The organism is Arcobacter sp. F2176 (assembly GCF_004116465.1).
Lineage (GTDB): Bacteria > Campylobacterota > Campylobacteria > Campylobacterales > Arcobacteraceae > Arcobacter > Arcobacter siniprincipis.
In genome coordinates this window covers 38,101-59,839 of the sequence record NZ_PDJV01000015.1, presented here as the reverse complement: position 1 = coordinate 59,839, position 21,739 = coordinate 38,101, and the positions used below count along the sequence as shown (strand labels likewise).

At 28.7% G+C, this 21,739-nt stretch carries 21 protein-coding genes; 4 read left to right on the top strand and 17 right to left on the bottom strand.

Going from position 1 to position 21,739, the window contains the following annotated elements; all coding sequences use genetic code 11:
• Positions 1 to 42 precede the first annotated feature (42 nt).
• Positions 43 to 186, bottom strand: coding sequence for a hypothetical protein (locus tag CRU95_RS16650; protein WP_164969790.1), 144 nt, complete (start codon positions 184 to 186; stop codon positions 43 to 45).
• Between the two features lie 16 nt (positions 187 to 202).
• Here CRU95_RS16650 and CRU95_RS12725 point away from each other — a divergent pair, with 16 nt between their 5' ends.
• Together CRU95_RS12725 and CRU95_RS12720 are read left to right on the top strand one after the other, a co-directional pair.
• A complete protein-coding gene (locus CRU95_RS12725) occupies positions 203 to 2,287 on the top strand; it encodes a TonB-dependent siderophore receptor (RefSeq protein WP_129101492.1) in 2,085 nt (694 codons plus the stop codon).
• The gene (locus tag CRU95_RS12720; RefSeq protein ID WP_129101491.1) at positions 2,241 to 3,866 is read left to right on the top strand and encodes an alpha/beta hydrolase-fold protein; all 1,626 of its coding nucleotides are present in this window, start codon (positions 2,241 to 2,243) and stop codon (positions 3,864 to 3,866) included. The genes CRU95_RS12725 and CRU95_RS12720 overlap by 47 nt, the downstream gene beginning before the upstream one ends.
• A gap of 50 nt (positions 3,867 to 3,916) precedes the next feature.
• Here CRU95_RS12720 and CRU95_RS12715 read toward each other — a convergent pair whose 3' ends face one another.
• From CRU95_RS12715 to CRU95_RS12635, 16 genes are all read right to left on the bottom strand, one after another.
• The gene (locus CRU95_RS12715) at positions 3,917 to 4,108 is read right to left on the bottom strand and encodes a sodium-dependent tyrosine transporter (protein WP_129101490.1); all 192 of its coding nucleotides are present in this window, start codon (positions 4,106 to 4,108) and stop codon (positions 3,917 to 3,919) included.
• A gap of 48 nt (positions 4,109 to 4,156) precedes the next feature.
• Positions 4,157 to 5,179, bottom strand: a complete 1,023-nt coding sequence (locus CRU95_RS12710; RefSeq protein ID WP_164969789.1) for an energy-coupling factor ABC transporter ATP-binding protein — start codon at positions 5,177 to 5,179, stop codon at positions 4,157 to 4,159.
• Complete coding sequence (locus tag CRU95_RS12705; RefSeq protein ID WP_129101488.1) at positions 5,176 to 5,871, bottom strand: ABC transporter permease; 696 nt, start codon at positions 5,869 to 5,871, stop codon at positions 5,176 to 5,178. The genes CRU95_RS12710 and CRU95_RS12705 overlap by 4 nt, the downstream gene beginning before the upstream one ends.
• Positions 5,872 to 5,896: 25 nt before the next feature.
• Entirely contained in the window at positions 5,897 to 6,715 is an 819-nt protein-coding gene (locus tag CRU95_RS12700; protein ID WP_129101487.1) for a substrate-binding domain-containing protein, read from the bottom strand.
• 12 nt (positions 6,716 to 6,727) lie between these two features.
• Entirely contained in the window at positions 6,728 to 7,975 is a 1,248-nt protein-coding gene (locus CRU95_RS12695; protein WP_129101486.1) for a molybdopterin molybdotransferase MoeA, read from the bottom strand.
• Positions 7,976 to 8,968 (bottom strand): cysteine desulfurase, encoded by a 993-nt coding sequence (locus CRU95_RS12690; protein ID WP_129101485.1) that lies wholly within the window; start codon positions 8,966 to 8,968, stop codon positions 7,976 to 7,978.
• Positions 8,961 to 9,338, bottom strand: coding sequence for a winged helix-turn-helix domain-containing protein (locus CRU95_RS12685; protein ID WP_129101484.1), 378 nt, complete (start codon positions 9,336 to 9,338; stop codon positions 8,961 to 8,963). The genes CRU95_RS12690 and CRU95_RS12685 overlap by 8 nt, the downstream gene beginning before the upstream one ends.
• Positions 9,322 to 9,750, bottom strand: coding sequence for a ModE family transcriptional regulator (locus CRU95_RS12680; protein WP_129101483.1), 429 nt, complete (start codon positions 9,748 to 9,750; stop codon positions 9,322 to 9,324). The genes CRU95_RS12685 and CRU95_RS12680 overlap by 17 nt, the downstream gene beginning before the upstream one ends.
• The gene (gene fdhD / locus CRU95_RS12675; RefSeq protein ID WP_129101482.1) at positions 9,743 to 10,534 is read right to left on the bottom strand and encodes a formate dehydrogenase accessory sulfurtransferase FdhD; all 792 of its coding nucleotides are present in this window, start codon (positions 10,532 to 10,534) and stop codon (positions 9,743 to 9,745) included. The genes CRU95_RS12680 and fdhD overlap by 8 nt, the downstream gene beginning before the upstream one ends.
• Positions 10,535 to 10,620: 86 nt before the next feature.
• Complete coding sequence (locus CRU95_RS12670) at positions 10,621 to 11,499, bottom strand: formate dehydrogenase subunit gamma (RefSeq protein ID WP_129101481.1); 879 nt, start codon at positions 11,497 to 11,499, stop codon at positions 10,621 to 10,623.
• 146 nt (positions 11,500 to 11,645) lie between these two features.
• On the bottom strand, positions 11,646 to 12,617 hold the full coding sequence (locus CRU95_RS12665) for a cytochrome b/b6 domain-containing protein (RefSeq protein WP_258238715.1): 972 nt from the start codon (positions 12,615 to 12,617) through the stop codon (positions 11,646 to 11,648).
• Complete coding sequence (gene fdh3B, locus CRU95_RS12660; RefSeq protein WP_129101480.1) at positions 12,607 to 13,221, bottom strand: formate dehydrogenase FDH3 subunit beta; 615 nt, start codon at positions 13,219 to 13,221, stop codon at positions 12,607 to 12,609. Before fdh3B ends, CRU95_RS12665 begins: the two co-directional genes overlap by 11 nt.
• Positions 13,222 to 13,231: 10 nt before the next feature.
• Positions 13,232 to 16,054 carry a formate dehydrogenase subunit alpha gene (locus CRU95_RS12655; RefSeq protein WP_258238714.1) on the bottom strand — a complete coding sequence of 941 codons (2,823 nt, stop codon included), beginning with the start codon at positions 16,052 to 16,054 and terminating at the stop codon, positions 13,232 to 13,234.
• A 16-nt stretch (positions 16,055 to 16,070) separates the two neighbouring features.
• Positions 16,071 to 16,283, bottom strand: coding sequence for a Tat pathway signal protein (locus CRU95_RS12645; RefSeq protein WP_129101478.1), 213 nt, complete (start codon positions 16,281 to 16,283; stop codon positions 16,071 to 16,073).
• A 97-nt stretch (positions 16,284 to 16,380) separates the two neighbouring features.
• Positions 16,381 to 17,151 (bottom strand): molecular chaperone, encoded by a 771-nt coding sequence (locus CRU95_RS12640; RefSeq protein ID WP_129101477.1) that lies wholly within the window; start codon positions 17,149 to 17,151, stop codon positions 16,381 to 16,383.
• Positions 17,138 to 18,838 carry a 4Fe-4S dicluster domain-containing protein gene (locus CRU95_RS12635; protein ID WP_129101476.1) on the bottom strand — a complete coding sequence of 567 codons (1,701 nt, stop codon included), beginning with the start codon at positions 18,836 to 18,838 and terminating at the stop codon, positions 17,138 to 17,140. Before CRU95_RS12635 ends, CRU95_RS12640 begins: the two co-directional genes overlap by 14 nt.
• 151 nt (positions 18,839 to 18,989) lie before the next feature.
• Here CRU95_RS12635 and CRU95_RS12630 point away from each other — a divergent pair, with 151 nt between their 5' ends.
• Both CRU95_RS12630 and CRU95_RS12625 read left to right on the top strand, forming a co-directional pair.
• Positions 18,990 to 20,135, top strand: coding sequence for an ABC transporter substrate-binding protein (locus CRU95_RS12630; RefSeq protein WP_129101475.1), 1,146 nt, complete (start codon positions 18,990 to 18,992; stop codon positions 20,133 to 20,135).
• On the top strand, positions 20,135 to 21,718 hold the full coding sequence (locus CRU95_RS12625; RefSeq protein WP_129101474.1) for a sensor histidine kinase: 1,584 nt from the start codon (positions 20,135 to 20,137) through the stop codon (positions 21,716 to 21,718). The genes CRU95_RS12630 and CRU95_RS12625 overlap by 1 nt, the downstream gene beginning before the upstream one ends.
• The last annotated feature ends 21 nt before the right edge of the window (positions 21,719 to 21,739 follow it).

Below are 21,739 nucleotides of genomic sequence, written 5' to 3'. Positions count from 1 at the left end.
TGTTTCTATTCCTGTTACATTGTAATTAATTTCATTTAATACTCACTTCATACCCATTGCTAAAAGTGTTTCATCCTCTACAATTAAAATATTTATATCTTTTTGTGTTAAATTTGGAATTTTTGTCAATTTTCTTCCTAAAGTTATTTCATTGTCATTTCTATTGGTTATGATACTCAGTATCAATTTAAAAGGAGATTAAATGATTTTTTCTAAAAAATCGTTACTATCATTTGCAACAATAATTGCATTAAGTAATACTTTGCTTGCAAGTGACAAAATAAATGAAGACAGTACCTCATTGGGTTCAGTTGATGTTGTATCAAATAGTGATGATGTAACAGAGCATAGTAATTCATATACTATAGGTTCAATGTCTTCTGCAACAAAAATGAATCTTTCAATCTTGGATACTCCTCAAAGTGTATCTGTTATAACGCAACAGCAAATGAGAGATTTTGATTTAAATACAATAAATGAAGTATTAAATAATACTACAGGAATAGAAGTAGAACAGTTAGAAAGTGATAGAACAAGATATACATCAAGAGGTTTTAATATTACTAATTTTTTAGTAGATGGAGTAGGTTCTAGCAATAATGGCTATATTTATGGTGATATGGATATGTTTCTTTATGATCATATTGAAGTTACAAGGGGAGCAACTGGACTTACAAGTAATCATGGAGATCCTTCTGCTACTATTAATATGGTTAGAAAAAGACCTACAAAAGAATTTCAAGCAAGTACAAAATTATCAGGTGGCTCTTGGAACAAAAGAAGAATAGAAGGTGATATTTCAGGGGCTTTAAATGAATCAAAAACTGTAAGAGCAAGAGTCTTAGCAGCTTATGAAAAAGCAGATTCATATTTGGATAGAAGAGATACTAAAGCAACAGTATTATCAACAATGATTGATGGAGATATTAATGACAATAATACCTTGACATTTGGATTAACAAGAGTTGAAGATAAAAACAATGGTTCTCAACATGGAGGATTTGATAGTCGTGAATTACAAGAAAAGAAATATGACATATCTGTAAATCCAAGTTCAGATTGGTCATATCGAAATACTACTACAACTAATGCTTTTTTAGAATTAGAGTCTATATTATCAGATAAATGGAAGCTAAAATCAACTTATTCTTATAATAAAAATGAACAAGATAATGATGTGGCAAATTTAGATCCAGGTAAAGTTTGGGCTAATATATATGCTGATGATGAATACAAAACAAATTCATTAGATTTTACTTTAAATGGAGCATATTCTTTATTTGACAGAGAGCATGAAATTGTTTTAAATACAAATTATACTAAACAAAAATATAAAGGGAAAGGATTAAGAGAAGTAACAAAATATCCTATAAATTTAAGTACATGGGATGGTTCAACGCCTCCTAGAAATTATGACCCTTCAACAGTTGAAAATACAGATTATACACAAAAAGAGTTATCTTTTACAGCAGCTACAAATTTTCATATAGTTGATAATTTTAGTTTATTAGTTGGTAGTAAAATAGCAAATTTTGAAGAAGAAGGAATGGCGTGGAATGGAGCATATAGTAAAAAAGACACTTCAGTTTTAACTCCTTATCTTTCTTTAGTTTATAAAATAACAGATGATATATCTACTTATGTAAGTTATACAACAACATATAATCCTCAAAATAATAGTGATGAAGGTGGAACACAATTAGATGCAGAAGAGGGTATTAATTATGAAGTTGGATTTAAATCTTCATTTTTTGATGGAGCATTAAATAGTTCTTTTGCTTTATTTAAAACAGAAAAAGAAAATGTTGCAGAAGAAGCTGGTAAACGAGCTAATGGTGATAGTTATTATAAAGCCATAGATGGAGTTACAAGCAAAGGATTTGAAATAGAAGTTTCTGGTGATATTAATGATACTATAAACACTTCTATTGGTTATACAAACCTTTCTATTAAAGATGCTAACAAAAAAGATGTTACAAGATATATTCCACGAAGAATGTTAAATGCTTCGCTTACTTATTCTCCTAAAGAAATTGCAGGTTTAAAAGTTGGTATATCAGCAAATTGGAAAAGTAAAGCGCATGATAGAAAATATGAAGATGTATCACAAAAAAGTTATACAATTTATAATCTAATGTCAAGTTACAAAATCAATAAAAATACAAATATATCTTTTAATGTAAATAATGTAACTGATGAAAGATATTTTTCTTCTTTAATGAAAGGTGGATATACAATGTATGGAGCACCAAGAAGTTATGGAGTGTCACTTGAATATAGATTCTAGAAAAATAAAAAGAAGTTTTATCTTCTCTTTGATTTGCATTGTATTTCTTAGTTCATCATTATTTGCACTATCAAAACCTATTGTTTTAGAAGAGAAAATAAAAGCAAATAAAGAAGTTTTATTTCCTTTGGATTTAAAAAAAGATTCATATGTAACAGGTAGTTTTACCTTAACTACTAAAGTTGATAGGGTTGAATTATTGGATAATAATAAACATTTTGTACGAAGATTAGATCAACCAAATAAACTTCAAAATAGATTAATATTTGTGACAAATGAGTCTGGAAAATATTATATAAATTTAAAAAATAAGTCAAAAGATAATACTTTTAAATTAAGCATAAATAAAGTTCTACCTGTAAAATTCAAAGAGAATAAAAAAGTAGAAATAATAAGTGAAATAATCAAAAAAGAAAAAAAGAATCTTTTAACAAATAAAGATACAAAAAAGTTTTGGGAACAAGTTAAAAAATTAGGAACACCATTAGTGGAACCAATAAATGAAAATGAGTCTATCTTAACATTTTTATATCAAGGTGCAAAACACAATGTAAGATTATTTGGTGGACCAACACATGACCATGTATATTTTGATAGATTAGGAAATAGTGATATTTGGTTTAAAAGTTTTGTAGTTAAAAATGGCATTAGAATGTCATATCAAATTGCCCCTGATGTACCTGTTCTTGATGGAAATAGTAGAGAAAATAGAATGGCTATTTTAGCAACATCTCAAATGGATCCTCTAAATAAGCACCCTTATAAGATGTCAAAAGATTTGAACTTAGATAAGTATATGACTAATTCAACTTTTGAAATAAAGAATAAAGAATATAAAGACTGGGGAGTAAAATCAAATAGTTTGAAAGGTTCATTAAATAATTATAAAATAAAAAGTAAAATATTAAATAATACTAGAAATATTACTATTTATAAACCTTCAAACTTTGATTCAAAAAAAGATTATAAACTTCTTTTTGTATTTGATGGAGTTGAATATCAAGTAAAAGTTGATACACCTACTATTCTTGATAATTTAATCTATAAAAATAAAATCAAGCCAACAATTGCTGTTTTTATTGATAATCCAACGAGAAACTCAAGAGCAGAAGAATTGCCTTCAAATAAAAAGTTTGCAGATTTTATGGCAAAAGAATTACTACCTTTTGTTGAAGCAAAAACAAATATGAAATTTAAAGCAAAAGATACAACTTTGACAGGTTCTAGTTATGGTGGTTTAGCTTCTGCTTTTGTTGCTTATACTTATCCCCAATATTTTGGAAATGTTTTAAGTCAGTCAGGTTCTTTTTGGAAAGATTCTAACAATGACCCTGAACCAGAATGGTTAACACGACAAATTGCTAAAAGTAAAAAGAAAGATATCAGATTTTATTTAAATGCTGGTGTTTATGAGACAGGATATTTTTCAATAGATATTTTAGAAAGTAATAGACACTTAAGAACAGTACTTGAATCAAAAGGTTATGATTTTATATATAAAGAGTTCCAAAATGGGCATGATTACTATGCTTGGAAAGTTAATTTAGCTGATGGTTTAATATCTTTATCAAAAGATTAGATTAAATAAAAAGAGATAAAAGAGACCTTTTAAGAGGGCTCTTTATCATACTATTTAGCTGAATATAGTAAGTCTTCAAGCCACTTTGTAGCATCTTCTATATTTTCAAATCTTTTAGATTTTGCAACTTGGTCTTGTCCCTCATAAAATCTAACTCTAATTCCATCTTCAACATGATCAATCTTAGTTCTAGTGATCTTATCTAGATTTAAATGTACTCTTTCATTTAACTTTATAAACATTTTTTTCCTTTTGGTAAACTATTTTTTATAATTATACATAGTTATATATTAAATCCAACAAATATTTTCAGTAGAGATATTTATATAAATCTTATCCCCTGGCAATAATCTTTGTGTTTCCATATCTTTTCTAGAAATTTTACAATTAAAAGGAATACTTGCAATAAAAAACTCAATTAAAAGTAAATCTCCATCTTCTTGTTGATGTATTGAGTTAATAACCCCTTTTAATGTTTCATCTGTAATCATATGTTCACAATCTGTTCTACATATTTTTATGTAATCAGAATTTATCATTACAACAGAATCTCTTTTTTTATCAAATGAATTTTTAATAGTTAACTTTTGTCCATCACTAAAATTTTTCACTAGATTTAAATCTTCATCTTTTTCCCAAGGTGAAAAAAGAAGATTAACACTACCACTTTCCACTACATTTCCCTGAAAAAGAGCTATTTTTTTATCACAAATATTATTTAACCAATGGTTGTCATGACTTGAGATTAAGATAGTTGTATGCCATTTTTGTTTTGCTGATAATATTGCTTCTTTTATAAGTTGTGCTGAATTTGTGTCTACTCCTGAGGTTGGTTCATCAAGTATCAAAACTTTTGGCTTTAATATAAGTCTTGCAGCTAAAGCAACTCTTTGTGCTTCTCCCCCTGATAATTGACTCCACTTTCGTGTACTAAACGAACTTTCAAGTCCAACTAAAGATAAAGCTTCATTTACCTTTTTTTCTAAATTTTCTGTTTGGTCTCTAAGTCTTAGTCCATAAGCGACATTTTCAAAAACAGTTCTTTTTAAAAGGTATGGATTTTGAGGTACCATTACAATATCTTTTTTGGTTTCCACATCAATCTTGTTATTTATAATACCATTAAAAAAGATATTTCCACTACTTGGCTTATCAATAAAAGATAAAAGAGAAAATAGTGTAGACTTTCCACTTCCATTTGGTCCAAAGAATCCTATTATTTGATTATCATTTAGTTTTAGATTCTCAATGTAAAGTACTTTTTTATTTTCATAATATTGCTCAATATTTTGAAGTTCATATAAGTGTCTCATTGAGTCCATTTCCTTTTCAATTGAGATAGTGCTATATTTACAATTAATGCAACTGCAAATAGAACTAATCCAAGTGCAATACCTGTTACAAACTCACCTTTACCCGTTTCTAAAGCAATTGCAGTTGTTACTGTTCTAGTGTGGTATTTGATATTACCACCAACCATCATAGAAATACCTATTTCTGTAATAATTCTTCCATAAGCTGTCATTGCTGCTGTCATAATTCCAAATCTTGCTTCAACAAGTGTTGCAGTTAATATTTGAAAAGAGTTTGCACCAAGTCCTTTAAGAGAGGTATAAAGTCTTTTATCTACTGCTTCGACTTGTGTTGCAGTTAAAGCTATAATAATAGGCAAACCAAGAACTATTTGACCAATTATTATGGCTTTTTGTGAAAAAAGAAGACCATATTCCCCAAATGGACCAACACGAGAAAGCATTGTATATGCAACTAATCCAATTACAACAGTTGGTAATGCCAAAAGGGTATCCACTATAGTTCTAATAACTGCTTTTCCAAAAAAGTTGTAATACCCAAGGGCAAAGCCCAAAGGTAAGCCTATTAGTAAACTAATAAATAAAGACCAAGATGATACAGTTATTGTTGTACTAATAGCAGAGTAAACACTTTCGTTTCCTGCTACTAGTAACTCTACTGCCTCTTTGAAACCATCACGGAATAGATTCATTCTACTTTTTAACCCTTACTTTAATTTATTTATCTGCATTAGGAATAAACAGTGCTTGTCCTAATAATCTAAAATCAGCGATTACTTTTTGAGTTTCAGGTTTAGTTACCCAACTTGTGAATTCTGTTGCAAGTTCTGGTTTAACATTTGGACATTTTTCTTTGTTGATTGTTATAACTGAGTATTGGTTAAATAAAGTTTTATTACCTTCAACTACAACTTTCATTGTATTTTTATCACCTGTTTGTGACATATATTTAATCCAAGTTCCTCTATCTGTCATTGTATATCCATTTTTTTCAGCAGCCATATTGATAGTTCTTAACATACCTTGACCTGTTTGTACATACCAATTTGATTCAGCTTTTGCATCAACATTTGCATTTTTCCATAAAGATAACTCTTTTTTATTTGTACCTGAGTTGTCTCCTCTTGAAAAGAATTTTGCTTCTTTTGTTTTTATAACATTAAGTGCATTAGCAGGATCCATACCTGATACTTGTGCTGGATCAGATTTTGGTCCAATAATTACAAAGTCATTGTACATAACTTGTTTTCTATTAATTCCATACCCAGTAGCTACAAATTTTTTCTCACTAGCAGGTGCATGTACAAATAATACATCAACATCGCAGTTGCTTCCCATTTTAAGTGCTTTACCAGTTCCTGTTGCAACCCATTTTAGTGTTGTACCTGTGTCTTTAGCAAATTTTGGAGCTAAATAATCTAAAAGTCCTGTATTATCTGTACTTGTTGTTGTAGCCATCATAAGTGAATCTTTTGCAAATAATGAAGATGCTATAATCGCGCTTAATCCTAGTGTAAATAATGTTTTTTTAATCATATTGTTTCCTTTTTAGTTAAATATATTAATTTGTGTATTTTGTAATTTTTTATTGAATTCTATTACTTTAATCTCTTGATTTTCACTTATTAATGATGTGGAATCATTAGTAACTAAAATTGTGTTACTCTCATAAAGTGCTGTAATCATTCCTGATCCATATTTGTTGTTTCTTGTCACATAAAACTTCGCATTTTTAATCGTTCCTAATACTATATTTACCCTCCCTTTTTTAGTTTTAAATTCTGTTTTATTTTCAGCTTTTGATATATCATGGTAGTATTCATTTGCTCCTTGTAGTTTTTTTAACATAGGAATTACAAATAAATATATATTTACCATTGCTGTAAGTGGATTACCTGGCAAACAAATCACTACTGTTTTATCCATTTTTCCCATCATAATAGGTCTACCTGGTTTTATATTTACACCATGAAAAGCTGTTTCTAAACCATTTTGTAAGAATGCCTCTCCTACAAAATCAGCATCCCCCATTGAAATACCGCCTGTTGTAATTATTACATCATAGCTTTTTAGATTACTGATATATTCTTTTGATTTTTCTAAGTTGTCAGGAACTACACCACAATAAGTGGCATCAAATCCTTTTTCTTTTAGTTGAGAAATTAAAGCAAAAGAGTTACAGTTATATATCTCTTCTTCATCTGCATTTTCCCAAGGTTCTTTTATCTCATTTCCTGTTGAAACAATGGCGATAGATATTTTCCTATAAACTTCAACCATAACAATACCTTGAGAAGCTAAAAGAGTAACATGAGATGAATTTATCTCTTCACCTTTAGAAAAAAGAATATTTCCTTCTTTTTGTTCTTCTCCTTTTAATCGTAGGTTTGAGCCTTTTTTTATATCTTGAGGAACGGTAACACTCTCTTTTGTTACATTAGTACAATTTTCTATTGGAATAATAGTATCAGCATCACTTGGAACTTTTGCTCCTGTCATGATTTTATAACATTCATTATCTTTTAATGACTCTTTTACTTTTTCATTTTTATCACCTGCAAAAATCACTTTGTTGATTTTTAATGTTTTGCCTGCATCAGCAAACTTTATAGCAAAGCCATCCATAGCAGAGTTGTCAAAAGAGGGAAGGTTCTTTCTACAAATAATATCTTTTGATATTATTCTTCCTAAAGAAGATGAAAGAGGTACTATCTCCACTTTAGAAATTTTATTTACCAATTCTAAGCTTTTTGAAAAAGCTTCTTCAAAGTCTAAAAAGTTTAATTTTTGATTCATCTATTTTCCTTCATTTAAAACTTTTATTTGTCTATATTTTTTTGCTAGTTTTTTAACTATTATTTCAACTTCTTCTTTAGTATATTTTCTATCAAAACTAAATGAAATAGAGTTTCGGCTAGTTGTTTCATCATATCCCATAGCTTGGATGATTTGTGAAGGTTTTGAAAGACCTAAAGAACAGCCTTCACCATTTGTAATATGTATATTATCTAAGGCTAAGGTTCTTATTAATTCTCTTGCTTTTATTCCTTTAAGTGCAAAATGCAAAGAGTAGGGTAGAGTCAGTTTATTATCTACAAAAAAGTAGATATCATCTTTTAAAACTTCTTTTAGATTTTCTTCAAATAGTTTTTTTGATGTTTCCTCAAAAATTTGATTTTTTAAAGCTTCATATATTAAATCAACTGCTATTGGATTTGTAAAACCTATTGATTTTTCATCAAATAATTCATCATCAAAAAGTATTACTCCATCAAATGAAAAGCCAGTAAGTTTATAACAATCAAAATATATAGCATCACTAGTTCTATCAATAGCTGCACTTGCATTTGAGATTATTTTTGCTTTGGATAAACTTTTTATTTCTTCAAGGTTTATTTTGACAAAAGTATCCATTACATAGGAAGATATAAAAGCAAAATCAATCTTTATATTTGAAATATCTTTTATATTTAATGTGCCATCTTTTTGTAAATTTATCCAAGTTAATTTAAACCCTAATTCTTCAAACTCTTTTCCAGCTTCTACTAAACTTTGTGTTTCACCAACAGAAATAGCTATTTTACCTTTTTTATTTAATTGAATTAATAGGTCTAAAAATCCAGCTTTACAAAAAGAAAAAGTATTTAATCTAGAAAAATTATATTTTCCTAAAAATTCTTTCTCTAAATTTAAGTATTCAATATTATCACTTAGAATATTCAATTTTAATTCATCTCTAATATGGAAATTTTGCATATTATTATATTGCAAAATATTTAGTTTATGCATTTGTATTTTCCTTTGTGCTAATAATTTTATCCTCTTTTAGAATAAAGAGTTCATTAAATCTTTTTTGAGCAAACTCTTTTATATCTTCATCAAGAGTTTTATACAAGTTTACTAATTCTTTAGCTTTTGGGGTTAGTTTAGTACCACTACCTTCCCCTCTACCTTTTTGTGTAATAACTAAATCATCTTCTATATAATTCTCTAAGATTTTTATGTGACTCCATGCTTTTTTGTAATTCATACCTACTTTTTGTGCAGTTTTTGAAATAGAACCTGTTAAGTCAATGTATTCTAAAATTTCAGTTTTCCCACTTCCAAAAATAAGGTTTTTATTATCATCCTCAATCCAAACTTTAACTTTTATGTTCATTTTTTAAACCTTTCTTTTCTCTAAAGCATCCAAGTTGACAATGTGTAACTTCAATATCAGAATTTTTTACAGTAGAACCTACTGTTTTAAGTGTAGATTTTTGTGCTTCATCCCATAAAACTTTGCACTCTAAAGTTTTATGTCCCATATAGTTTTGTTTGATTCTGTTGTATACATTTATATTTGGATCTTTAAATTTTAGCTTTCCAAAAACTCCAAGCTCACAATTTGTAATTTTTATACCTAAGCTTTTTGTAATAGCAGACATCTCCATTGGTTTTCTTCCTATTTTTCTTGCCACTTTAAAAGCTTTTAGACAAGAGAGTTTCCCCTCTTCATCTAAGTTTGTATATAGAAACTCTTTTTGAGTATCATCAAGTTGTATATTTACTTTATCATCTATACTAGACATCTATTCTCCCACTATGAGTATATAAATTCATCTTTTTACCTCTAGCAAAACCAATTAATGTAAGTCCATGTTTATGAGCTGTTTGAACTCCAAGATAAGTTGGGGCTGTTCTTGAAACTATAATTGGGATTTTATGCATAACAGCTTTTGTAACCATTTCTGAACTTAATCTTCCTGATACAAAAAGTATAGACTTTGTTGTATCTAGTTTTTGAAGTTTACATTTCCCCATAACTTTATCAATTGCATTATGTCTTCCAATATCTTCTGCTGTAATAGTTGATCCTTCAAGCAAATAAATCATAGCTTTGTGTACACATCCTGTTAAATTATAAAGTTCACTCTCTTGATAAAACTTTTTAACTTCTGTATAAATAGTTTCAGGTTTTATTTTAAAAGCAGTTTGATTAAAGGGTATTTCTAAACTGCCTTCAATATTGCCAGTGACTCCACCACCACAGCCACTAACCAATGTTTTTTCTTTATATAAGTTTTGTAAAGAATTTTGGTCAATTTTAGCTTTTATGTCAACTCTTAAGCCATCTTTACTTACTTCTAAAACCTCAATATCATCTATACTTGATATAACATTTTCACTCATCAAAAAACCAATTGCATGAGCATCTTGATCTTTTGGTATAGTCATCATTGATATGGCTTTTTCTCCATTTAAAAATAGATTGAGACGTGCTTCTTCTATAGTCACATCTTCGAATTCATGAGCTTCATTTTCTATAAGTTTGTCAATTATTACTGTTTTTAAATATTTTGTGTTGTCATCCATATCTTTTCCTTAATATGCGAAATATGCATATTTTAAATTATCAAAACTAGTGAATGCTGTTATTCACTAGCTTTGAATATTATACTTTATTTTTTTAATTTTTTATAAAAAATACTATGAAGTATTTCTACTTCTTCTTCTTCTTTATATCCTGTAAACATGCTATGAATAGCACCTTTTATTGCAAATACTGACATGTAAACATGTGTAAAGAATAAAGCTACCATTAACATTCCCATTACATTGTGAAGTATTACGCTAACTCTCAATACATCAATTTGCATAATTCCCCATGATCTTAGTACTGCAATATGAAAATCTTGAAAATACATTATTGCACCTGTGATAATCATTAAAATACCACCAGCTGTACAAGTCCAAAACCACATTTTTTGTCCTGCATTAAATTTTCCTGCAGGAATAGGGTCTTTTCTTTTATTTAGGTATCCACCTAATATCTTAATCCATTGTATATCTGCTGCAATAGGTAACATTTCTTTGAACCACATTATAAGCATTGGAACAACTGCAATTGCAAAAACAATTGTTGAAACAGCATGTAACTCTTTACAAACTCTAACAAATTCTCCACCATGGAAGAAACTTCCAAATACCATTACCAAACCAGTTGGTATTAGCACTAAAAATGATATTCCTGCTAACCAATGTATTGTTCTATGAAAGAGAGTGAAAATAAAAATTTTCTTTCTATCATGTGAAAATATCATAGGTCCAATTATTGTATAATGAATAAAAAATACAACAGGAACACCAAAAGAAATAGCTAAAAATATAACAGAAAAATACTTAGCCTGCAAAATTGTAAAAATCATTGCTAAGTCTAAATTTCCTTCTTTTCCTTGATTTATTATATTAATTAATAAATCTTTCCCATAAATTGCACTATCTGCATTTGCATAAGTTGCAAATAGTAAAATAAAAAATGTCAACAAACTTTTTTTCATGAATCTCTCCTCAAAAATTCAATAAAACTTTAGTCATAAAAAAAATCTTATCAACTTATTAATTCAAATAAATTAAATAGCATAATAATATTTTGTCTTCAAACTATAATAATATAAATTTAATATAAGTAAACAAGCTATTAAGCTTATTTACCTTCTATTTTTAATGTTTTATCTTCCAATAAAACATCGGGTCTTAACTGTTCTAGGTATTCAACTGGTAACTTACCAGTAATAACACCAGGAATGTATCCTTTTACAGATACAAAATAAGAGTAAATGGTCTCAAATGTAAAAAATGAAATAATTGCACTTCCCATAAAATGGAAAAAAAGAATAAATCTTTTTACTTGTATTGTTTGTGCATAAGTTGAAGCATCTGGAAATAAATACCAAATGATAAAACCACTTACAACCAATATTGAACCAAATGCTACAAACATGTAATAATTGATTCTATCCATATGCTTATATTTTCCTCTTAAGAAAATCTTATTCCAAATTTTTCCACTAGGTCTAATAAAATATTTGTGGTCCTTAAAGGCTATTATTGTCATACAAAGCCATATTGGAATCCACCCAAGTCCTATTACCTCATGAGTTGCTCTCATCATTCTTGCGATATATCCACCACCTGTCCAGTTTCCAAATGTAATTGAAAACCCAGTGATAAATAGATAAATCATAAATAAAATATTTAAAAGAATTACAATTCTTTGAAAAATCGAATAAACTTGTATTTTTTCATTTTCTCTTGTAATTTTTGCTTGTTTTCTGCCTTTTGCTACAATGAACATCGTAAGAAATAGAAAAAACTCTACTGTAAAAACTATAGGTAGTAGATGTTGTCTCTCTTCAAATGCTCTTATAACTTCTGGTGCTATGGCGTCATACTTTGGTCCAAATAATCCTACTTCCATTTGTTGATAATGAGTTAAACTCTCAAAAGGAACAACTTGTCCTGTAAAATTACCTTGTGCCATTTGTAATAAAAACTGATATACATAATTTATATCCGCTATCGTTGCTAACCAAAAATACCAATATGTTAAAAGGATGAATAATAAGCCTATTCCTAAATAGGCTTTATATTCACTTAGAAAACTTTTATTTTCCATACGCTTTATCCCAACCATAAGGCATAGACTGTACTCCATGACCAAATGATATTACTCTTTCTCTATAAATGTCTGCGATAGATTCTGAATCACCAACTAATAATGCTTTTGTAGAACACATCGCTGCACATACAGGAACTTTACCTTCAGAAATTCTATTTTGACCGTAAAGTTCTCTTTCGTGTTCACTATTAGTTTCATCAGGACCACCAGCACACATAGTACATTTGTCCATTACACCTTTTGTACCAAATGCCCCATCTTTAGGGAATTGTGGTGCTCCAAAAGGACATGCATATAGACAATATGAACAACCGATACATTTATCTTTATCATGTAAAACGATTCCATCTTCTCTAATATAGAAACAATCTACAGGACAAACTTGTTCACAAGGTGCATCTGTACAGTGCATACAAGCAATAGATAAAGAAAATTCTAAACCTTGCTTACCTTCATTAACTGTTATTACTTTTCTTCTAGAAATCTCAACTGGTAACTCATGCGCTTCGGCACAAGCAACAGAGCAACCATCACAATGAATACATCTGTGTTCATCGCAGTAAAATTTCATTCTTGAAAAATCTACATTATTACTACTCATGTTACTTCTCCTACGCTTGTTCTATCTGACATAATCCACCTTTTGTTTCAGGAATTTGTGTAACAATGTCATAACCGTAGTTAGAAACAGTATTTCCACTTTCCCCAATTGCATAAGGTGCAGTTCCATCAGGATATTTATGTAATAAACTTTCACCTTCCATAACACCAGCAAAGTGTATAGGAATAAATACTCTATCAGGACTAACTGAATAAGAATAGTGAGCTTTTATTTTAATCTTAGTTCCTTGAGGTGAATGAATCCACATCATTGAACCATCTCTAATACCATATCTACCAGCTAAATCTGGATTAATATCACAGAACATCTCTGGACTTAATTTAGCAAGATATTTACTTGCTCTATTTTCCATACCTGCACCATTTAAGTTAACAAGTCTTCCTGTAATTAAGTTAATTGGGAAATCTTTCGCCCAATCTTGCTTACTTTGCTCAGAAATATATCTTGTATCAACTCTCCAGTGATTTGGTTTATCTGCAAAACTTGGATATTCTTTTGTTAAATCTGTTCTTGGTGAATGTAATGGTTCTCTATGTTTAGGAATTTCATCTGCCCATCCCCAAACTTTAGCTCTCGCTTTAGCATTTCCATAAGGAGCAATTCCAGCTTCCATACATTTTTCCGCAATAATATTTGATGTATCAACTTTCCAGTTTTTACCAATTTTAGATTTCTCTTCAGCTGTTAACTTGATTTTTAATACTTCTTCAATATTATCTTTTGTAATTTCTGGGTAACCATCTTTATTATTTGAATCTTTAGGTGCACTTCCTTTACCTGCAAGTAAATCTACACCATCATGTTCTAATCCAAATCTATTTCTGAATCCCATACCACCTTCTTTTACAGATCTGTTTATATTATATAAAACAGGACTTCCAGAATGTGATGTTGTCCAACAAGGCCATGGTAAACCATAGTACTCACCAGTCATTTCTCCATAACCTCTACCTGTAACTTGATCAAACATGTGCCAATTTTTTTGATGTTTTTTCAATCTATCAGCAGTCCAACCAGTTAATCCAATAGTTTTAATTGTTCTTGCTATCTCATTAGTTGCATCTTCAGGCCAAGTAAAGTCTTTACCTTTTCCCATTCCAGCAACAAATTGATCATAGAATCCAAATCTTTTTGCAAGTTCAAATAAAATATCTTGATCTGCTTTACACTCATACATTGGTTCAACAACTTTGTCTCTCCATTGAGCTGATCTATTTGTAGCAGTTAATGAACCTGAAGTCTCAAATTGAGTAGTTGCTGGTAAAATATAAACATCATTTTGTTTATCAGTTATAATAGCACCTTCATTTACAAAAGGATCACAGAACACTGCAATTTCCAAATTATCAATTGCTTCTTTTACTTTTTTTGTTTGAGCTGTTGATGTAATACCATTACCCATAACAACTAAAGCTTTTAATCTTGTACCTGCATTATGAATTGCATCTTCACCTGGATTTTCACCTAAAACACCAGCCCACCATCTAGCTAATGAGAAACCTTTTTTACCCATCCAAGAAGCATCTTTAAATCGACCTTGTAGCCAATCAAAATCTACACCCCAAGCATTAGCAAAATATTTCCATGAACCTTCAGATAAACCATAATATCCTGGTAATGAATCAGCTAAACAACCAAAGTCAGTCGCACCTTGAACATTATCATGACCTCTTAAGATGTTTGTTCCACCACCTTCTAGACCCATGTTTCCAAGAGCAAGTTGTAAGATTGGAGCCATTCTTGTATTTGATGTTCCATTTGAGTGTTGAGTTAAACCCATAGCCCAAATTAATGTTCCTGGCGTACTTTTTGCATATAATTTTGTAATTTGTACAATTAAATCTGCTTTTACACCTGTAACATCTGCAACTCTTTCAATAGGCCAATTCTTAGCTTCTTTCATGATTTCATCCATACCATAAACTCTATCATTAATAAAGTTTTTGTCATGCCAACCATTTTCGAAAATAATTTTTAACATTCCATACATAAATGGAATATCAGTTCCTGGTCTAATTTGTGCATATAAATCTGCTTTTGCAGCAGTTTTAGTAAATCTAGGATCTATTACAATAATTTTTGCGTTATTTCTCTCTTTTGCTTTTAAAAAATGTTGAAATCCAACTGGGTGGTTAACCGCAGGATTCGCTCCAAAAATTATAATCGCTTTTGCGTTTTGAATATCTCCTAAAGAATTTGTCATAGCACCATAACCCCATGTATTTGCCACACCGGCAACTGTTGAGCTATGTCAAATTCTAGCTTGGTGATCTATATTATTAGTTCCAAACATTGCAGCAAATTTTCTGTAATAATAAGCTTGCTCATTATTGAATTTTGCTGAACCTAAAAACATTGTTGAATCTGGTCCATCTTTTTTTCTTAAATCTTCAAGTTTTGAAGCAATACCGTCTAAAGCCTCATCCCAAGTGATTCTTTTCCATTGACCATCTTTTTTCACCATTGGATGTTTAAGTCTAACTTCTGATCTAACCATATCAATCATATCTGCACCTTTACAACAGTGCCCTCCAAGTGATACAGGGTGATCTTGAGCGACTTCTTGTCTTACCCACACACCATTTTGAACTTCTGCTATAACACCACAACCTACAGAACAAGCAGTACAAACGGATTTAACCATTTTTGAACCTGGAAAAGGATTTTTAATCTCTTCTTCAGTTGCTTTTCTTGTAGCTGTAGTACTTGCAAAAGATGATGTCACTCCAAATGCAGTAGCAACTGCAGCCATTTTCATAAATGACCGTCTACCTACTTTTGCATTTAGAGATTCATATGTATTTGCTGACATACTATACCCTTATATACTATCTTGCGTTCTTGTAATATTCTTCCCAAGCCGCAGTTTTTTTGTAAAGAATCTCTTTATTTCTAGATTCTCCCACAACAACACCATTATTACTATCATCTTGACCTGATGATTTGCCAGTAGCAGCCAATACAGTAGTACCTGTAACAGCTACAGCACCCGCAGTAATCATTGCAGTTTTTTTTGCAAATTCTCTTCTGCTTTTTTGCACGACTGACCTCCTTATAGAAATTAAGCCCCTTTATTAAGAGACTTTATAAAAAGAGTTAAACTCTCTTTATAAAATCTCTAAAAAAGGAAAACCTTTTTTAGACTTCTGTTTCAGAAGCAGAGACATTATCTATAGGACAACTCTCTTCTTTTTTTGGCCCTAAAGCTTTAAGAGCTTTGTTTTTTGCTCTTCTTTCTAATTCTGCTTCAGAGATTTCTTCAACTTCAACTTTTTTAATAATTCTTTCTTTTTTAGGTGCTTTTGAAACATCTAAATATAGTCTTTCAAAGGCAATAAATGAGTGTAAAACTATTATTACTTCTTTGAATATTTTCGAACTATTATGTTCAAAAACATCTTTTGCAAACTCTTCTATAAATTCATTTATAATTTCTGCAAAGATACAATGAACAGTATTTTCATACTCTTTTTCACCATTTGCAATTGCATCACATAATGAAGCCATCAATGAAAAAATAAAAGCTACTGAATCTTCATATTCAAAATAGTTTTTTTCATCTCGTCTTAATTTTGTTTTTGCAACGAATTGAATCATTTCAACTCTTTTTTTACCAGATTCAACACCTTCATCATAGTATGATGCAGTTATTCTTACTTTTTTTGTCAAAGGATTATGAAATAAATCATCATACTCTTGAACTAAAGCTACATTAGAAGTAGGATCTAGCATTTCAGAAATATTATTCAATGCTTGACCAGACTCTGCATCTAATGGATTCTCTTTTAAAATATTTATTAATCTAACCAATTCAAAATAGTTTTCACTTTTTGTGCTTACAAAAAAGAAGTTTTCGAATAGATTGTAATAAAGAGCTCTTGCTTTATTTACAGTTTTATTGTCTTGCATCATTTTGTCCTTCATTTTTTTTATCAAAATAACTTTGCATCATTATTTTTGGTTTACAATCAGCACAGCAGTATAAACTTCTCTCCTTTACTGGATCACTTGAGAAAATTGGACCCATTATTCCTGCTATTTTCTCAATTGATTTTGTTGTGGCAAACTCTTTTCCGCACTCAACACAGGCAAAAAGAGTATCTTTTGCTAAGATGTTTTCTTTAAACCAAGTAGGCTCTAAATGAATTACATCTCTTTCAATTGTTAAACAATCAGCTTCTGGGCATGAAACTTCACAGTAACCACATGATGTACATAAACTTGGATTTAATCTTAAAGTATTATCAGTGGCATCTGCTTGTAGTGCATCTACATTACATGCACCAACACAAACTAAACATAATGTACAGTTTGCTTCATTTACTTTTACCAGTCCATAATGTACATGTTCGCCTGTTTTAACAACACCTAAGTTATCTTCACCAACTATTTTTTGTAATCTATGTGAAAAGATTTCTCTTTTTTTAAGTTCATCTTGATTGAAATTAAAATAAGAACCTTCTATAAAAGATACTTCTTCTAATGCAATAATTAGTTCTTCCTCATTTGCTGCAACAATAATTGCATCTTTTGCATATTTTTTTTGATAAATATCATTTAATATTCTAATTGAATCACCAGTTCCTTTTGAGATAAAATCAGTATAAAAGACAACTTGAGAACCTGACATTTGAAGAAGTGTTAAAAGTGTTTCTTCATGTAAGAATTTTTCACCTTCTATTGCAAAAGGTAAAACATCTTCTTTTAATGGAACATCTAAATTATCAAGTTCCATTTTTGAAGGAAGAATTAAAGGATATTTATTTTTAAAGAATTTACTTAATTCATAAATTGATTCTTTATTTGATGGAGCATAATCTAGTGCTCCACTTGGACAAACAGATATACAACCACCACAACCATGACAATCAATCTGTGAAAATTCTAAGGTTTTTGTTTTGTCATCTTTAACAATAGCAACGGTTGGACAAACTTCTTCACATTTGCTACAAATTTCTTCTCTTCTTCCATCATATTGACAGATGTTTTTATCATAAGTAGTAAACTTTTTATATGAGTATGAAGTAATATTATCTTTTAGAGTATTTATTATATTTTCTAATGAAAATTTATTTGGGTCAAAAGTTCCACTTTGTTTTAATCCTTCTTCTTTAGCATCAAACCAAACTATTTGAGAGACATTTAAAGTTACATCTTTCCCTTCATCATCAACTACAACACTTAAGTTTCCAATATGTCCTGATATTGATTTTAATATATCTTCTTTTATATAAAAAAGATTGAAATCTTCATTTAAAGTTTTTGCAACAAAATTATCATGGTCTTCTTTGTTATTAGCTATTAAAAGAATATCTTTTGATATTTCTTGGTCATAAGAAATATCTTGTGCAAAATCATATTTTGTTGCTGCTATTTCATAAAGTTTTGATACATTTTGGATTTTTTCTGATAAGTTATCTTTTGAATTTTTAATGTAAAAATCAACTTCTTTTGCTGTTAATTCACTATTTATAAGGTTTGTATTTGATATTAAAAATGATTTATCTTGAACTTCATTAAGATCAGTAGTTACTAGTATTTCATCACTAACTGGAAACTCAAGTCCATTAGGATTGTAATAAATAAATTCTTGCATAAACTATGCCCTTTGGTAAAATATATTTTACCTAATTTTAGTTATTTACAATTAAATTTAACTTAAAAGGTAAAATATAATTTAACTTTTTAATATTGGGTGTTACTTTATGGTAAAGCTAATTTTTTTAATTATTTTAGTAAACTTTTGCATGATTAAAAGAATTCCTATAATACTATTTATACTTCTTATTTGTTTTTATTATTTTAAAGATGAAGTCTTTACAAAAAATACCATAGTCGTAGGTTCTTCATTGCCTAAAACAGGAATAATTAAATCTTGGGGTGAGTCTGTTATTGTAGGTGCAGATGTTTATTTTAAATATGTCAATGAAAAAAAACTATTAGGTAATAATAAAATAAAGTTTATAACCTATGATGATAAGTATGAACCAGAACTTACTAAGGATAATACTAATAAATTAATTTATGAAGATAAAGTCTTTGCCTTATTTGGTTTTGTTGGTACTCCTACTATTAAAAAAATCTTGCCAATTATTTACGATGAAAATATACCTTTTATTGCTCCTTTTTCCGGAGCATCATTTTTAAGAAATAATCAAAACGAAAATTTCATTAATTTTAGAAGTTCTTATAAAGAAGAGATTGAAGGTTTGCTTTATTATTTACATGATAAAAGAGATTTAAGAAAGATTGCTGTTTTTTACCAAAATGATGATTATGGAGAAGAGGGTTATATTTCACTTTTAAAAAGTTTGAGAAGTAGAAATTTATCTTTAGCAGCAGAAGGTTCTTATAAAAGAAATACTTTATCAATTACACATGCTTTTAATGAGATAAAAGATGCTAAACCAGATGCAATTATTATGATTGGTTCTTATCAAGCCAATGCTTTATTTGTAAAAAAAGCTAAAGCTAATAAAAACTTTAAAAATACAATTTTTTGTAATATCTCATTTGGTGATGCTAATGCAATGGTAAAAGAGTTAAAAAATTATAATTTAGATACTAAAGATTTAATATTTTCTCAAGTTGTTCCTAGCTATACAGATACTTCTATTCCAATAATAAAAGAGTATCAAACTTTAATGAAAAAATATCATCCAGAAGCTGAGTTGGGATTTATTTCTCTTGAATCATTTTTAGCATCTAAAGTTTTAGTTAATGCTATATCTAGAATAAAGGGTGAGAGAACAAGAGAAAAGTTAATTTCTTCTTTACAAAGTACTCCAAGTAATCTTTTAAAAGGTATTCCTTTAAAGTTTAAAGGTTCCCAACTTTTAAATAAAACTTATTTTTTTCAATTCAAAAAAAATAAGTTTGTTGAGATAAAATAATGAAAAATATATTTTCAAAAATAACAAATTATTTTGAAAAGTTAAGCTTTTCATATAAAACTTATTTTTTAATCTTTATTATTGCAAGTGGAATGATTTGTATAGTCTTGTTATCTCAAATCTCTATTTTTATTATAAAGGAAGACTTTGATAAATTTTTTAACAAAAGAACAATCTCTTTAATAAAATTAGAAAATATTAAAGATACTTATGTCATTAATATACAGGATACCCTAAGAGAATTGGATAGTGGAAATCTCAATTTTAAACAAGCCAATGAAGTATTAATTTTGGGAAAACAAATAATTAGAAAGAATTGGGAATTATATAGAATACAAAGTGCTTTAAATACAGATGAGATGATTACTTCTTTTATAAAAAAGTTTATAATATCAAGAAGTAAAGATATAGATAGTGAACTTTTAAAAAATAATATTATTAAAAATATAAATACAAAAATGTCAAGTATTGAAAGTGCTTTAAATAGTATCCACACTAAACCTAATTCTGAGCAATTAGATGATTTAAATTTAGAGATTAATTCCATATCGATATATATAACAAGTTTGATAAACTATGATTTATCAATTGCAATAAATGAAAAAAATGATACTCAAAAAGTATTTAATACTATTATCATTTTTTCTATTATTTCAATATTTTTAGTTTTTGTATTTTCCATACTTTTATCAATTTTTGTTACTAATGATTTTAAACAATTAAATGATTCGCTAGAAAAAAATGTTGATGAAAAAACTAAAGAGTTAATAACTTTAAATGAACTTTTAGAGAAAAAGATTTCAAAAGAAGTTCAACAAAATAGAAAGAAAGATATTATTATGTTTCAACAAGCTAGATTTGCAAGCTTAGGTGAGATGCTTAATAATATAGCTCATCAGTGGAGACAACCTTTAGGGTCAATTACAATGATAGTGCAGAGTTTTCAAACAAAAATGCAATTAGGTAAATTGACTGATGAGTTTATTGATGATAAAGTAAATGATGCTTTATTACTTGCTAATAATATGTCAAATACTTTAGATGATTTTAAAAACTTCTTTTCACCTGATAAATCTAAAATAAAATTTGATATAGAAAAGTGTATTGAGCACTCAATTGAGTTATCAAAATATCTTCTTTCAAAGGAGAATATCAAGATTGAACTTATAATAAAAGATAAAATTACTTTAAATAGTTTTTATAATGAGATTTCCCATGTATTTTTAAATATTATTTCAAATTCAAAAGATGCTTTATGTTCTAATGTTGATAAAAATGATAGAATTATTAAAATTATGGTTAGTAAATATAAAAATAGAGCAATGATTAATATGTTAGATAATGGAGGTGGAATTCCTCCAGAAATCGTTCCAAAAATTTTTGAACCTTATTATACAACAAAATACAAAAGTGCAGGTACGGGAATAGGGCTTTATATGTCAAGACAAATTATTGAAAAACATATAAATGGTTCAATTAGTTATAAAAATATTGTACATAAAATTAAGGACAATAAAAACTATAATTGCTCACTTTTTACAATAAAAATACCAATAAATGATGAAGACAAAAACGCAGAATAAAACTTAAGTATTTTAAAAGGG

What these genes read in the sequence shown, in the direction of transcription:
- CRU95_RS12725 (WP_129101492.1), top strand. Translation starts at nt 203, where the DNA reads ATGATTTTTTCTAAAAAATCGTTACTATCATTTGCAACAATAATTGCA.
- CRU95_RS12720 (WP_129101491.1), top strand. Translation starts at nt 2,241, where the DNA reads ATGGAGCACCAAGAAGTTATGGAGTGTCACTTGAATATAGATTCTAGA.
- CRU95_RS12715 (WP_129101490.1), bottom strand. Translation starts at nt 4,108, where the DNA reads ATGTTTATAAAGTTAAATGAAAGAGTACATTTAAATCTAGATAAGATC.
- CRU95_RS12710 (WP_164969789.1), bottom strand. Translation starts at nt 5,179, where the DNA reads ATGAGACACTTATATGAACTTCAAAATATTGAGCAATATTATGAAAAT.
- CRU95_RS12705 (WP_129101488.1), bottom strand. Translation starts at nt 5,871, where the DNA reads ATGAATCTATTCCGTGATGGTTTCAAAGAGGCAGTAGAGTTACTAGTA.
- CRU95_RS12700 (WP_129101487.1), bottom strand. Translation starts at nt 6,715, where the DNA reads ATGATTAAAAAAACATTATTTACACTAGGATTAAGCGCGATTATAGCA.
- CRU95_RS12695 (WP_129101486.1), bottom strand. Translation starts at nt 7,975, where the DNA reads ATGAATCAAAAATTAAACTTTTTAGACTTTGAAGAAGCTTTTTCAAAA.
- CRU95_RS12690 (WP_129101485.1), bottom strand. Translation starts at nt 8,968, where the DNA reads ATGCATAAACTAAATATTTTGCAATATAATAATATGCAAAATTTCCAT.
- CRU95_RS12685 (WP_129101484.1), bottom strand. Translation starts at nt 9,338, where the DNA reads ATGAACATAAAAGTTAAAGTTTGGATTGAGGATGATAATAAAAACCTT.
- CRU95_RS12680 (WP_129101483.1), bottom strand. Translation starts at nt 9,750, where the DNA reads ATGTCTAGTATAGATGATAAAGTAAATATACAACTTGATGATACTCAA.
- fdhD (WP_129101482.1), bottom strand. Translation starts at nt 10,534, where the DNA reads ATGGATGACAACACAAAATATTTAAAAACAGTAATAATTGACAAACTT.
- CRU95_RS12670 (WP_129101481.1), bottom strand. Translation starts at nt 11,499, where the DNA reads ATGAAAAAAAGTTTGTTGACATTTTTTATTTTACTATTTGCAACTTAT.
- CRU95_RS12665 (WP_258238715.1), bottom strand. Translation starts at nt 12,617, where the DNA reads ATGGAAAATAAAAGTTTTCTAAGTGAATATAAAGCCTATTTAGGAATA.
- fdh3B (WP_129101480.1), bottom strand. Translation starts at nt 13,221, where the DNA reads ATGAGTAGTAATAATGTAGATTTTTCAAGAATGAAATTTTACTGCGAT.
- CRU95_RS12640 (WP_129101477.1), bottom strand. Translation starts at nt 17,151, where the DNA reads ATGCAAGACAATAAAACTGTAAATAAAGCAAGAGCTCTTTATTACAAT.
- CRU95_RS12635 (WP_129101476.1), bottom strand. Translation starts at nt 18,838, where the DNA reads ATGCAAGAATTTATTTATTACAATCCTAATGGACTTGAGTTTCCAGTT.
- CRU95_RS12630 (WP_129101475.1), top strand. Translation starts at nt 18,990, where the DNA reads ATGATTAAAAGAATTCCTATAATACTATTTATACTTCTTATTTGTTTT.
- CRU95_RS12625 (WP_129101474.1), top strand. Translation starts at nt 20,135, where the DNA reads ATGAAAAATATATTTTCAAAAATAACAAATTATTTTGAAAAGTTAAGC.